The organism is Proteus sp. FZP2095 (genome assembly GCF_023701425.1).
Classification (GTDB): Bacteria; Pseudomonadota; Gammaproteobacteria; order Enterobacterales; family Enterobacteriaceae; genus Proteus; species Proteus cibarius.
The window spans coordinates 569,912-581,917 of sequence record NZ_JAMQBJ010000001.1; the positions used below are offsets into that span (position 1 = coordinate 569,912).

At 37.9% G+C, this 12,006-nt stretch carries 15 protein-coding genes and 1 other annotated feature; of the genes, 8 read left to right on the forward strand and 7 right to left on the reverse strand.

The window, feature by feature from the left end; genetic code table 11:
* Positions 1-47 precede the first annotated feature (47 nt).
* From NBG71_RS02675 to NBG71_RS02690, 4 genes are read right to left on the reverse strand one after another with little or no spacing between them, the layout of a single operon-like run.
* On the reverse strand, positions 48-905 hold the full coding sequence (locus NBG71_RS02675; protein ID WP_075673367.1) for a metal ABC transporter permease: 858 nt from the start codon (positions 903-905) through the stop codon (positions 48-50).
* On the reverse strand, positions 902-1,813 hold the full coding sequence (locus tag NBG71_RS02680) for a metal ABC transporter permease (protein WP_075673366.1): 912 nt from the start codon (positions 1,811-1,813) through the stop codon (positions 902-904). The genes NBG71_RS02675 and NBG71_RS02680 overlap by 4 nt, the downstream gene beginning before the upstream one ends.
* Positions 1,814-1,815: 2 nt before the next feature.
* Positions 1,816-2,703 (reverse strand): manganese/iron ABC transporter ATP-binding protein, encoded by an 888-nt coding sequence (locus NBG71_RS02685; RefSeq protein WP_075673365.1) that lies wholly within the window; start codon positions 2,701-2,703, stop codon positions 1,816-1,818.
* The gene (locus NBG71_RS02690) at positions 2,700-3,557 is read right to left on the reverse strand and encodes a metal ABC transporter substrate-binding protein (RefSeq protein ID WP_223672508.1); all 858 of its coding nucleotides are present in this window, start codon (positions 3,555-3,557) and stop codon (positions 2,700-2,702) included. The genes NBG71_RS02685 and NBG71_RS02690 overlap by 4 nt, the downstream gene beginning before the upstream one ends.
* A gap of 518 nt (positions 3,558-4,075) precedes the next feature.
* Between NBG71_RS02690 and NBG71_RS02695 the strand changes: the two genes are divergently transcribed.
* The gene (locus NBG71_RS02695) at positions 4,076-4,747 is read left to right on the forward strand and encodes a transglycosylase SLT domain-containing protein (protein ID WP_075673363.1); all 672 of its coding nucleotides are present in this window, start codon (positions 4,076-4,078) and stop codon (positions 4,745-4,747) included.
* On the opposite strand, the gene NBG71_RS02700 is transcribed toward NBG71_RS02695, so the two are convergent.
* A complete protein-coding gene (locus NBG71_RS02700; protein WP_075673362.1) occupies positions 4,744-5,457 on the reverse strand; it encodes a MarC family NAAT transporter in 714 nt (237 codons plus the stop codon). The two genes, NBG71_RS02695 and NBG71_RS02700, sit on opposite strands and share 4 nt — an antisense overlap.
* Positions 5,458-5,556: 99 nt before the next feature.
* Positions 5,557-6,150, reverse strand: coding sequence for a GNAT family N-acetyltransferase (locus tag NBG71_RS02705; protein ID WP_075673361.1), 594 nt, complete (start codon positions 6,148-6,150; stop codon positions 5,557-5,559).
* Between the two features lie 264 nt (positions 6,151-6,414).
* Here NBG71_RS02705 and NBG71_RS02710 point away from each other — a divergent pair, with 264 nt between their 5' ends.
* The gene (locus NBG71_RS02710; protein ID WP_075673360.1) at positions 6,415-6,753 is read left to right on the forward strand and encodes a tRNA-binding protein; all 339 of its coding nucleotides are present in this window, start codon (positions 6,415-6,417) and stop codon (positions 6,751-6,753) included.
* Between the two features lie 96 nt (positions 6,754-6,849).
* Complete coding sequence (locus tag NBG71_RS02715) at positions 6,850-7,539, forward strand: AraC family transcriptional regulator (RefSeq protein ID WP_075673359.1); 690 nt, start codon at positions 6,850-6,852, stop codon at positions 7,537-7,539.
* Between the two features lie 4 nt (positions 7,540-7,543).
* Here NBG71_RS02715 and NBG71_RS02720 read toward each other — a convergent pair whose 3' ends face one another.
* A complete protein-coding gene (locus NBG71_RS02720; RefSeq protein ID WP_075673358.1) occupies positions 7,544-7,984 on the reverse strand; it encodes a PACE efflux transporter in 441 nt (146 codons plus the stop codon).
* 628 nt (positions 7,985-8,612) lie between these two features.
* On the opposite strand from NBG71_RS02720, the gene thrS reads away from it, so the two are divergent.
* The 5 genes from thrS to pheM all read left to right on the forward strand — a co-directional run bounded on the left by thrS (position 8,613) and on the right by pheM (position 11,931).
* Entirely contained in the window at positions 8,613-10,541 is a 1,929-nt protein-coding gene (thrS, locus tag NBG71_RS02725) for a threonine--tRNA ligase (RefSeq protein WP_075673357.1), read from the forward strand.
* 3 nt (positions 10,542-10,544) lie between these two features.
* Positions 10,545-11,084 (forward strand): translation initiation factor IF-3, encoded by a 540-nt coding sequence (gene infC / locus NBG71_RS02730; RefSeq protein WP_036937410.1) that lies wholly within the window; start codon positions 10,545-10,547, stop codon positions 11,082-11,084.
* Between the two features lie 94 nt (positions 11,085-11,178).
* Complete coding sequence (gene rpmI / locus NBG71_RS02735) at positions 11,179-11,376, forward strand: 50S ribosomal protein L35 (protein WP_004263702.1); 198 nt, start codon at positions 11,179-11,181, stop codon at positions 11,374-11,376.
* A gap of 42 nt (positions 11,377-11,418) precedes the next feature.
* Positions 11,419-11,775, forward strand: a complete 357-nt coding sequence (rplT, locus tag NBG71_RS02740) for a 50S ribosomal protein L20 (RefSeq protein ID WP_006537111.1) — start codon at positions 11,419-11,421, stop codon at positions 11,773-11,775.
* 107 nt (positions 11,776-11,882) lie between these two features.
* Positions 11,883-12,006: a sequence feature (Phe leader region), on the forward strand.
* Positions 11,884-11,931 carry a pheST operon leader peptide PheM gene (pheM, locus tag NBG71_RS18830; RefSeq protein WP_120655563.1) on the forward strand — a complete coding sequence of 16 codons (48 nt, stop codon included), beginning with the start codon at positions 11,884-11,886 and terminating at the stop codon, positions 11,929-11,931. (Overlaps the previous feature by 48 nt.)

Here is a 12,006-nt window from a genome sequence, read left to right on the forward strand (position 1 = left end):
TAAAAAACGGGATGATTATCCCGTTTTTGCTAAGATAAAGAATATTATCAGGCGCTAGCGGGTTTTGTTTGTCGCTTTATTTTTGCTAATTTAATCTGATTACAGAGTAGCGCAATAATAAAGAATACAGCTTGCGTTAGCACAATACATGGACCTGTTGCTCCATCAATATGGAAACTAATAAATGTTCCTATAACGCTAGATGCGACAGAAAATACAATTGCTAACATAATCATGCGTGAAAAACTACGTGTTAATAAATACGCGGTGATCCCCGGTGAAATAAGCATAGCGACAACCAAAATAATCCCAACAGCTTGCATTGAGGCAACGATGGTTAATGCCAAAATAGACAGTAATCCATAGTGTAATAACGTGACAGGTAAACCAACAATTCTTGCTTGGTTAGGATCGAAGCAATAAAGCATAAAATCTTTTTGCTTAATAAGCATAATAGTGATGGTGATTACACAGATAATACTAATTTGAGTTAATACATCCGGCGTAATGCCTAAAATATTACCAAATAAAATATGCATTAAATGTTGGTCTGTATCGACACTGGCGAAAATGACTAAACCGACAGCAAACATACCCGAGAATACAATTCCCATCACAGTATCTTCTTTAATACGACTGTGCTCTTTTAAATAACCGGTTGCAAACGAGCAAAACAGCCCAGAAAGAAAGGCTCCTACTGTTAATGGAATGGCGGTGACATAAGCAAGAACAACTCCAGGCAAAACGGCGTGAGAGATAGCATCTCCCATTAAAGACCAGCCTTTTAATACCATATAACAAGATAAAATAGCGCAGGCGATACCTATAATAATGGCTGCAATAATAGCGCGTTGCATAAAGGGATATTGAAAAGGCTCAATGAAAAACTCCATCAACTCATTCATAGTTTCACCTCTTCTTGTTTTGTTGATCCTTTATGTTGATGAGATTGTGTGATCAACTGTTGTGAACTCTGACGAGCACGGCGACGAGCTGCCAACATACCGTGTTTAGGCGCAAATAAGAAAGCCAACAAAAAGAGTGATGTTTGCATTGTAACAATCACGCCACCTGTTGCACCATTAAAGAAGTAGCTAAGATAAGCGCCTACAGCACTTGTGATTGTACCGATACAGATAGCAATAATTGCAAGTCGTTTAAATTGGTCTGTGAGTAAATAAGCCGTTGCACCGGGCGTCACTACCATAGCAATGACAAGAATGGCGCCAACAGTTTGAAGCGCTGCAACAGTACACGCGCTCAAAAGAGTAAAAAAGATAATTTTTAATTTTAGTGGTGATAAGCCGATTGACTTTGCATGAACTTCATCAAAGAAAACTACAAGCAAGTCTTTCCAGATGCAAAATAAGACTAAGAAAGAGATACCTGTAATAATCACAACTTGCCATACATCTTCATCAGCAATACCTAAAATATTTCCGAGAATAATGGTCTGAACGTTGACGGCTGTCGGTTTAAGAGAAACCAGCAACAGACCAAAGGCAAAAAAAGTGGAGAAGATAAAACCGATAACAGCATCTTCACGAAGGCGTGTGATATGACGAATAAATGTCATTGATAATGCAGCGAGTAAACCCGTAAAAAAAGCACCGACTGCGTAAGGCAAACCTAATATATAAGCCCCTGCAACACCGGGAACAACTGAGTGGGAAAGGGCATCTCCCATTAACGACCAACCTTTCAAAATAAGATAGGATGAAAGAAAAGCGCAGACGGCACCAACTAAGGCGCTTACCCAAATCGCTTTCACCATATAGTTATATTCAAAAGGTTGTAGGAGTAAATCTAGCATGGCTAATCTCCTTGTTTGCGCTGGCTTTGATGCGCTGGAGTGTGTTCTTCTTGATGACCATAGAAGACGGCTGCACGTTCATCATCGGTAATGACAGTGAGTGAGCGAGGATCGTCATCATCATGAAGATCAGAACCTGATAGGCTAATGTGGCGTAATACACCACCAAATGCGTGTTCTAAGTTTTTTTGTGTAAATGTCGTTTCAGTTGGACCACTGTCTAACACTGTTCTATTGATCAAAATAACGTGGTCACAAAATTCAGGAACACTTCCCAAGTTATGTGTTGAAACTAAAACTAAGTGGCCTTCTTCACGCAAATTGCGTAATAGCTCAATAATGGCATTCTCTGTTTTAACATCGACACCAGTAAATGGTTCATCAAGTAATAAAACAGTACCTTCTTGAGCCATTGCTCGTGCTAAGAAAACACGTTTTTTCTGACCACCTGAAAGCTCACCAATTTGGCGATGTCCTAAACCTGACAAGCCAACGCGTTCTAATGATGCTTCAACAACCTCATGGTCGCGCTTTGAAGGAATACGAAAAAAGCCCATTTTTCCATAACGCCCCATCATCACAACATCAGAAACGAGGACAGGGAAATTCCAGTCAACTTCTTCTGTTTGCGGAACATAGGCGATCATATTTTGTTTTAATGCCTGTTGGATTGGATTATCGTTTAATGTCACTTTACCTTTAGAGGGCTTTACCAGCCCCATAATGGTTTTAAATAGTGTGGATTTACCACTGCCATTGATGCCCACTAGGGCACAAATAGTGCCGCCAGTGATAGAGAAGCTTGCATCAAAAATAGCCGTATGACCGTTGTTGTAAGTAACAGTGGCATTATCAACAGTCAAAGTAGGATTAGCTTTTATATTACTCATTGCCCAAATCCTTTCGCAATTGTATCTACTGTAATAGTAATTAAATCAATATAAGTAGGAACTTCACCACCTTCAGCGGAAAGTGAGTCAACATAAAGAACACCACCATATTTTGCGCCAGTTTCTTTGCTGACTTGTTTAGCAGGTTTATCTGAAATTGTACTTTCGCTAAAGACAACAGGGATCTTGTGTTCTCTAACAGTATCAATCACATATTTAACTTGTTGTGGTGTGCCTTGTTCTTCTGCATTGATTGGCCATAAATAAACTTCTTTAAAACCGTAGTCATTGGTTAAATAGCTGAATGCACCTTCACTCGTTACTAACCAACGTTCTTCTTGTGGAATACGAGATAATCTTTCTCTTAATGGTGCATCAAGTTGTTTAATTTTTTCTGCGTAATTTGCTGCATTTTGATTATAAATAGCTGCATTATCTGGATCATGTTCAACAAGCGCTTTGCGAATATTTTCAATATAGATTAATGCATTATTTGGTGACATCCATGCGTGTGGATTAGGATTATTTTTGTAAGCACCTTCACTGATTGCCATTGGTGTAATGCCTTCAGTGACAACAACAGCGGGTACGTTACGTAATTCATTAAAAAAGCGTTCAAACCAACGTTCAAGGTTTAAGCCATTCCATAAAATAAGATCCGCTTTTTGCGCTTTTACAATATCTTTAGGAGTGGGTTGATAATCGTGAATTTCAGCGCCAGGTTTTGTGATTGATTCAACAATCGCTGCATCTCCAGCCACGTTTTGAGCGATATCTTGAATAATAGTAAAAGTGGTGACGACTTTTAGTTTATCTTTTGCTTGTGTTGGTGCTGTTAAAAATACGGATGCCATAAGGCATAAAGCCGTAAGTGAAAGTTTGTTTATAGAGCGAAATATATCCATATTATTATTGCCTTATAGTTGCAGAGTTATTTTCTCAATTGATAATGATTATCAATATCATTTCAAAAAAGTCAAGTTATCTCTGTGTAAAAAGCTTCATTTGATAACGACTGGAAATAAGATAACAACATGTATTCCAATAAATGTTAAGTAGATTGTCGATTTTTGTCACAAAAATTAACAATAGTTCGTAACTATTTGTGCGAGAGATTATTTTTATGATTATAGCTATCCCTCAGTGAATTGTTTTTATTACAGATATTCTGATTGAGAGATTTCGTGAAGAAAACAGGAAATAGGATAGATTTGAGATAAAACGCACACACTAGAAGTAGTAATAGATTGATTTATTTCTTGCGCTTTGCCATATTTTAGCATGCATTTTTATGTAGAAATAGAATAATATATCAGCAACCCTTTGATATATAAATATATCTTGTACAACACGTTATGCAAAAGGATAAAACGTGAAAGTAAAAATCATCTTTTCTTTGGTAATTTTGCTTCTTGCTGGTTGTGCGGATCATGCTCGTCAACCTATTCAAAAAGAAACATCACGATTTTTAAGCCAAAAAACAGTAGAGAACCGCGTTAATAATGCTTCAATCTCAACGGCACAATGGAAATCAACACCTTTTGATAACCATATACAGCAAGCATCAAGCCGTTACGATGTTGATGAAACATTAATTAAGGCGATTATCCAAGTTGAATCAAACTTTAGACCTGAAGTGATTAGCAAATCAAATGCAGTTGGATTAATGCAAATTAAAGCATCAACTGCGGGAAGAGATGTTTACCAAAATAGAGGCAAGGCAGGGCAGCCAACAACAGCTCAATTAAAAGATCCAGCCATTAATATCGATTTAGGTACAGCTTATATTCAATTATTAAGAGAACGTCATCTTGCCGGAATTGCTGATCCTGAAACGCTTTATTATGCGACTATCCTTGCTTATGTGAATGGCGCTGGTGCGTTGTTAAGAACATTTGATAAGAATAGGGATAATGCTATCGCTAAAATTAATTCAATGAGCGCGGATGATTTTTATCGTTATGTTGAAAAAAATCATCCAGCATCTCAAGCACCACGTTATTTAGCTAAAGTGAGAGCGGCGTACCATGCAGGGGATAATTAATCTGGCAAATTAGCGGCTGCTTGAGCTTGTTTTAATAAAGCAGGCAAATCAGCAATAATTTCAAGGACACCATTGATCATAAACTGAACGCCCATACAGATTAATAAAAATCCCATTACGCGAGAAATAGCGTCAATACCACTGTGGCCTAAATATTTCATAATGCGGGTAGAGCCACGAAGTGATACCCAAACGATAACGCTAATTAAAAAGAAGCTTGTCACAGGAGCAATATATAATACCCATTGTGCAATATCAGTACGTGATGGGATTGAAGCTGCTGTACTGATTATCATTGCAATCGTTCCGGGGCCTGCTGTACTTGGCATTGCTAAAGGAACAAAGGCAATATTAGTCTCTTTAGGATTACGATGTGGGTTATTATCGTCTGAAATAGGATCATCGACATTAGGTGTGTTTGGAAACAACATACTAAAGCCAATAAAGGCAACTATCATTCCGCCTGCAATACGAAGACCGGGGATAGAAATACCAAAAGTTGTCATTATGATCCGCCCCGCATAGAACGCGATGGTCATAATGAGGAAAATATATACACACGCCATTAACGATTGTTGATTACGTTGTTCCTTTGTCATATTGCCTGAAAGGCCAAGCCAAAGAGCGACAGTCGTTAATGGATTAGTTAAAGGCAAAAGCAAAATAAGACCAAGACCGATAGCCTGAAAAAACTGGTAAACAGAGTGCATGGAATATAAAAGCTCCCCATAACAGATAATTAAGGAGTAATTATGATAACAAATTAAATGAGATAAAAGTTATTTTCCTCGTAATATTCTTAATGTGTATTAGTATTTTTTCATAAGCCATTCTAAATGCACTTTTACCGATCCCCAGTCGTAATCAGTAATGCTATAAACGCAAGTATCTCTTTTTTGACCACCTGTTGTTAATCTATGATTACGCAAAATACCATCCAGTTTTGCGCCAAGTCGTTCAATCGCTCTACGGCTAGTTTGATTTAATATATGAGTACGAAATTCAACAGCAATACACTGTAAATCTTCTAAGGCATATTTAAGTAAGAGGTATTTAGCTTCTGTGTTTATTCCTGTTCTTTGTACTTCTTTGGCATACCATGTTGAACCAATTTCTAATCTTGGTGTTTGACTATCAATATTCATAAAGGTTGTTATGCCAACTACACGGTTATTCGCTTTCGAAATTATGGTAAAAGGTAACATTAACCCTTTTTGTTGCAATTGAAGTTTATGCTCAATATCGCGTTGTAAATCTGTTACTGAAGGAACGGTGGTATACCAAAGCTCATCGGGTCTATCTTTTTCAATTAGCTCATGGAGTTCTGAATAGTGTTCTATGCTAAGAGGCACTAAACGTACAAGTTTTCCTTCCAGTGTTGTCCACTCTGTTATCTTTTTCATAATAATATTCTCTGGGGTTGTTAATAATACTGCATTTCTTAAGAATACTTTTTATACATAACAAATTTATGAATTGATATGGTTATTTAAAAGGCTATTAGAAAATAAGCAAAATTCAGAATGATGAAAATAGAGAAAAAGAGTGTGAGTGATTCTTTCTCAACAGAGAATGACTGCCTCACCACAGGTGAGCTAGCATAATGCGTGTTAATCTATAATCCAGTAATAGAGATATAACCGTAAACACAATAGATTGGTAAAAAGATGACAGATTTAATTGAATGGGGTGATTTTCTACGTGTAGATATGCGAGTAGGAACGATTATTAGCGCAGAAATAAATAAGAAAGCTAATAAGCCGGCTTATGTTATGGAAGTCGATTTGGGCGAATTAGGCATAAAGCGTTCAAGTGCTCAAATTACGGTAAACTATACACCCGAAGAGCTTGTTGGTCGTCGTATTTTATGTGTATGTAATTTTCCAGTTAAACGTATTGCAGGTATAAAATCTGAAGTTTTAATTACAGGGGCACCTGACGAAACAGGGGCAATAGTATTGGCTGAGTTTAACTTACCTTTACCAAATGGCTCTCGTTTGGCTTAAATAAGTATCTTGATAAGACACTCTTAAATAGTGATGTTCTGCTGAGTTTTGATATAGTAATTATTCAATAGCAGGATGGATATAAAGGAGTGTCTTTTGTTATTACCTCAATTGCATTTGCGATGTTATACACAAGAGACTGTATCTCATCAGCATGATAATTTATGGCAGATTATTTTTGGGCTTTCGGGTTCGATGGAAGTTAATTTCAATCGAGAAGACTTTCTGATTTCTAATCAAAACTGCTTGATTATCCCTCCAACTATTCATCATGCCTTTTCAGGCAATATAGATAATAAAAATCTTATTCTTGAACTTCCAGCAACCTCGCAATGGCAATTAAGTGAGAAAGGTGGGCAATTTGCATTATCACCGGCAGCAATTGGGTTATTGGAATGGCTACATCAATATCCTCAACCCCCAGATCAATATTCAACGATCACGCGCTTATTACTTGCTCAAATGGAAATACAAAAAGGTTGGCGCGATAGTTTGGATGCTTGGCTAGCGAATAAATTACATACACCATTAACAACACATGATATTGCTTCTGCTTTTAATACATCAGCGAGTACGTTACAGAGAAAAATGAAAGCAGAGGTGGGAGTGTCTGTGATGCAATATGTCACTCAACAGCGACTTAGCAAAGCCGCTGAATTATTAAAATACACATCAGTAAATATTGAAAATATTGCCCTAGCAGTAGGGTATGATTCACACTCTGCATTTAGTCAGGCATTTCGCCAATACTTTAATAAAAGTCCTACTGAATATCGGCAGGATTAAGCGATTACACCACTTTGTTTTCTGTCGAATAAACACGAGGACATAATTTATCGAAAACGAGTGTGAATAAATAGGTATAGATAAAGAAGAACACTAATATAGTGACTTCCATACTTATTGCTTTGATAAAGCCTACATTATACCACCACATATAAAGTGGAATGGTAAAGAAGAACAGACCTAATTCAAAACTTATTGCATGGGTAAGTCGTACCATGACTGTGCGTTTTTTGATCCTTAATTTCGACTCAATTAATTCAAAGAAAGAATTAAAAATATAATTCCAAATCAGAGCAATAACAGAAACAGCAATTGCAACGGGCAGTGAATTATGTGATTGGCTTTGGCTTAATATTGCCAGTAAAACAGTGCTTAATAAAATCGCGAGAGTCTCAAAGGTAATAGCATAGACCAACTTACGAGGTCGGGGCTTTAGATAAAACACGTTATACACCTTTATGTTAACAATGAAAGTTCTGGCCCGCCCCAGAGAATGTTATTTTTAAAGCCACGGTTTCCGCTTAATGGGTACTGATGGTAATGAAATCCTATAAAAAAGGCAAAGTTTGCCTATAACAAGAATATGCTTAGTGGATTCGGATGGTGATTAGATAATAATCTAGTAAATACAAATAATTATAAATGCAGCGGGTATCATTATTTGGCTGATGAACGTGGCAAAGAAAAAAACTGCTTTAGCTATTTACTTTGACACCTTGAATATAATCATGTCATCAAAAATATAGATGATAAAAAAGAGATAGAGAAAAGAGTATCGAGTCAATTAATACAATGTGATGAGTGAGATTTTTTGTTATTTTTATTTCGTGTCTTCTTGGGGAAATATAGGCAGATAAATGTATAAATCTTTACTGTCTGTGATAATATCCCTCCCTGAGTTGCGATAAGGCTCAGTGATGCTATGGGTATTTATAAAATAAATATGTGTACATAACTGTGTGCAAACCTCGCGAGGTAAAGTGAGAACTTGTCGTAACGTACTGAATATATATGAAATAAAAAGCTTACAAGTGATCTTGCGTATGGGTCACCACTGTAAATAAGGATTTTAAATGCCAATTATTACTCTTCCTGACGGAAGCCAACGTCAATTTGAAAATGCAGTTTCTGTCATGGATGTCGCTGCAGATATCGGCCCTGGACTTGCGAAAGCATGTATTGCAGGCCGTGTTAATGGTGAGCTGGTGGATGCTTGTGAATTAATCGAGCAGGATTCAAATCTGGCGATTATCACCGCAAAAGATGATGAAGGTCTTGAGATTATTCGTCACTCTTGTGCCCACTTATTGGGACATGCAATCAAACAATTATGGCCACACACCAAAATGGCGATTGGTCCTGTTATTGAAAATGGATTCTACTATGATGTGGATTTAGACCATTCTCTAACACAGGAAGATTTAGACGCTCTAGAAAAACGCATGCTAGAGTTGGCTAAAACAGATTATGACGTTATTAAAAAACGCGTAAGCTGGGCTGAAGCTCGTGAAACATTTGTTTCTCGTGGTGAAGACTATAAAGTTGCTATTCTTGACGAAAATATTAGCCAAGATTCTCAACCAGGTCTTTATCATCACCAAGAATATGTTGATATGTGCCGTGGACCACACGTTCCAAACATGCGTTTCTGTCATAACTTCAAATTGCAGAAAATCGCAGGTGCGTATTGGCGTGGTAACAGCGACAATAAAATGCTACAACGCATTTATGGTACAGCTTGGGCTGATAAGAAACAGTTAAAAGCTTACCTAGATCGCTTAGAAGAAGCAGCTAAACGTGACCACCGTAAAATTGGTAAACAGCTTGATTTATATCATATGCAAGAAGAAGCGCCAGGTATGGCTTTCTGGCATAATGATGGCTGGACTATTTTCCGAGAGTTAGAAACATTTGTACGTTGTAAATTAAAAGAATATGATTACCAAGAAGTAAAAGGTCCATTTATGATGGATCGTGTTCTTTGGGAAAAAACAGGTCACTGGGAAAACTACAAAGAAAACATGTTCACAACATCTTCAGAGAACCGTGAATATTGTATTAAACCAATGAACTGTCCTGGTCACGTACAAATCTTCAAACAAGGTTTACGTTCTTACCGTGATTTGCCATTACGTATGGCTGAATTCGGTAGTTGCCATCGTAATGAACCATCTGGTGCATTGCATGGTTTAATGCGTGTTCGTGGCTTTACACAAGACGATGCGCATATCTTCTGTACTGAAGAACAAATTTTAAGTGAAGTAAATGACTGCATCAAATTGATTTATGATGTATATTCTACTTTCGGATTTGAAAAAATCGTTGTTAAGTTGTCAACTCGCCCAGAAAAACGTATTGGTGAAGATGCATTATGGGATGTTGCTGAAGCAGACTTAGCAAAAGCCTTAACTGATAACAATATTGAATTTGAATATCAGCCAGGTGAAGGGGCGTTTTACGGCCCTAAAATTGAATTTACACTTTACGATTGTTTAGATCGTGCATGGCAGTGTGGTACAGTACAATTAGACTTCTCACTACCAGGTCGTTTAGGCGCATCTTATGTTGCCGAAAACAACGAGCGTAAAGTACCTGTTATGTTACACCGAGCAGTGCTAGGATCCTTAGAACGTTTTATTGGTATTCTGACAGAAGAATACGCAGGATTCTTCCCAACTTGGTTAGCACCACAGCAGGTTGTCGTGATGAATATCACGGATGGACAGGCTGATTATGTACAAAAACTCGTCAAAGAATTGCAAGATGCCGGAATTCGTGCAAAAGCAGACTTGAGAAATGAGAAGATTGGCTTTAAAATTCGTGAACATACTTTACGTCGTGTTCCGTACATGCTTGTCTGTGGCGATAAAGAAGTTGAATCAGGCAAAGTGGCGGTTCGTACTCGTCGAGGAAAAGACCTTGGCAGTATCGACGTTAACGAATTTAAAGAAAAGCTTCTGCAAGAAATTAGAAGCAGAAGTCTTCATCAGTTGGAGGAATAAGGTATTAAAGGCGGAAAAAGAATTCAATCAACGCGTCAGAATCGCATCAATGGTGAGATTCGCGCTCATGAAGTTCGTTTAACAGGTTTAGATGGCGAACAGATTGGAGTTGTTAGTCTGAAAGAGGCTCTTGAGAAAGCCGAGGAAGCAGGAGCTGATTTAGTTGAAATTAGTCCTAATGCCGAGCCGCCGGTTTGTCGTATTATGGACTACGGCAAATTCCTCTATGAGAAAAGTAAGACTCTCAAAGAACAGAAAAAGAAACAAAAAGTTATTCAGGTTAAGGAAGTTAAATTCCGTCCTGGTACAGATGAAGGCGACTATCAGGTCAAACTACGCAACCTGATTCGTTTTCTTGAAGATGGCGATAAAGCCAAAGTCACACTGCGTTTCCGTGGTCGTGAAATGGCACACCAACAAATCGGTATGGAAATGCTTAACCGTATCCGTGAAGATTTGGATGAACTGGCTGCTGTTGAATCTTTCCCTAATAAGATTGAAGGGCGTCAGATGATCATGGTGTTAGCGCCGAAGAAGAAATAGTCGGGCAATTCAAGTAATAGCGTCAGCCTTTAGAGGCTGATTGCTATTCGCCTTATTATTTTATGTTATTAACAATGCGAAGTGGATTATAGAAATGCCAAAGATTAAAACAGTACGCGGCGCAGCTAAGCGCTTTAAAAAAACAGCTGGTGGTGGCTTCAAGCGCAAGCATGCTAACCTCCGTCACATTCTGACTAAAAAATCAACTAAGCGTAAACGTCATTTACGTCCAAAAGGCATGGTCTCTAAAGGAGATTTAGGTCTGGTCGTAGCTTGCTTACCATACGCATAAGTATCACTTTTTTAACAGAATATAGACATCTAGGAGTTTAATATGGCTCGTGCTAAACGTGGTGTTATCGCCCGTGCTCGTCACAAGAAAATTTTAAAGCAAGCTAAAGGTTATTACGGTGCACGTTCACGTGTATATCGTGTAGCTTTCCAGGCTGTAATCAAAGCTGGTCAATATGCGTACCGTGACCGTCGTCAGAAAAAACGTCAGTTCCGTCAGCTGTGGATCGCGCGTATCAACGCAGCAGCTCGTCAGAACGGTATGTCTTATAGCCGTTTCATCAATGGTCTGAAAAAAGCATCCATTGAAATCGACCGTAAGATTCTGGCTGACATCGCTGTATTCGACAAAGTAGCATTCGCTGCTTTAGTTGAAAAAGCGAAAGGTGCTCTGGCTTAATTATTTATTAAGCAATGGAAGAGGGAGTTTTCTCCCTCTTTTATTTTGTCTAAATTTGTGGCTTAATGATATAAATTCAATAAGTTAATATTTTAAGAGATATTATCAATGTTAAATATCGCTTTTTTCCGTTTCTTTTTTTACTTTAGCGCCTAATTCAAGGGGGCTTTTGCGCGTAAGAAAAGAAACGAAAAGTAGCGCCTGAGCCTCCAATATGGAGGCTTTTTTGTT

What these genes read in the sequence shown, in the direction of transcription:
- thrS (WP_075673357.1), top strand. Translation starts at nt 8,613, where the DNA reads ATGCCAATTATTACTCTTCCTGACGGAAGCCAACGTCAATTTGAAAAT.
- NBG71_RS02690 (WP_223672508.1), bottom strand. Translation starts at nt 3,557, where the DNA reads ATGGCATCCGTATTTTTAACAGCACCAACACAAGCAAAAGATAAACTA.
- NBG71_RS02700 (WP_075673362.1), bottom strand. Translation starts at nt 5,457, where the DNA reads ATGCACTCTGTTTACCAGTTTTTTCAGGCTATCGGTCTTGGTCTTATT.
- NBG71_RS02680 (WP_075673366.1), bottom strand. Translation starts at nt 1,813, where the DNA reads ATGCTAGATTTACTCCTACAACCTTTTGAATATAACTATATGGTGAAA.
- NBG71_RS02705 (WP_075673361.1), bottom strand. Translation starts at nt 6,150, where the DNA reads ATGAAAAAGATAACAGAGTGGACAACACTGGAAGGAAAACTTGTACGT.
- rpmI (WP_004263702.1), top strand. Translation starts at nt 11,179, where the DNA reads ATGCCAAAGATTAAAACAGTACGCGGCGCAGCTAAGCGCTTTAAAAAA.
- NBG71_RS02685 (WP_075673365.1), bottom strand. Translation starts at nt 2,703, where the DNA reads ATGAGTAATATAAAAGCTAATCCTACTTTGACTGTTGATAATGCCACT.
- rplT (WP_006537111.1), top strand. Translation starts at nt 11,419, where the DNA reads ATGGCTCGTGCTAAACGTGGTGTTATCGCCCGTGCTCGTCACAAGAAA.
- NBG71_RS02710 (WP_075673360.1), top strand. Translation starts at nt 6,415, where the DNA reads ATGACAGATTTAATTGAATGGGGTGATTTTCTACGTGTAGATATGCGA.
- NBG71_RS02675 (WP_075673367.1), bottom strand. Translation starts at nt 905, where the DNA reads ATGAATGAGTTGATGGAGTTTTTCATTGAGCCTTTTCAATATCCCTTT.